Below are 372 nucleotides of genomic sequence, written 5' to 3' on the forward strand. Positions count from 1 at the left end.
GCTGCCAGCAGCTGCGCGGCGAGTACCTGTTCGCCGCCGCAGGCGACGAAGGGCTGCGCGTCTTTGATGTCGCCAACATCGCCAACAAGGGCTACAGCCAGCGCATCGTCAGCGCGCCGTTCTCGCCGCTGGGCCAGAGCTCGCGGCTCGATTCGGCCAATGCGACCTGCCTGAGTCTGGTTACCACCCAGCCTGTGCATCCGGCGCGCAATGAAGGCGAGCAGATGCGGGTGGACAACCAGGAACAGCCCTTCCACCCGATCTACAGCTACGCCCTGGTGACCGACTCGGTCGAAGGTCTGATCCTGGTCGACATCAACACCTTTGCCGATGCCGAGCCGCGCAACAACCAGATCGCGCGCGCGCTGACCT

The 372-nt window shown here is 65.1% G+C and carries 1 protein-coding gene; it reads left to right on the forward strand.

Annotated features, from left to right (window positions below; all coding sequences use genetic code 11):
* Nucleotides 1-372 (forward strand): hypothetical protein (locus FLQ44_RS23445; RefSeq protein WP_170252702.1); only part of this gene is annotated, 372 nt, incomplete at both ends.

Origin of the sequence: Vogesella mureinivorans (genome assembly GCF_007644035.1) — a bacterium.
Taxonomy (GTDB): Bacteria; Pseudomonadota; Gammaproteobacteria; order Burkholderiales; family Chromobacteriaceae; genus Vogesella; species Vogesella mureinivorans.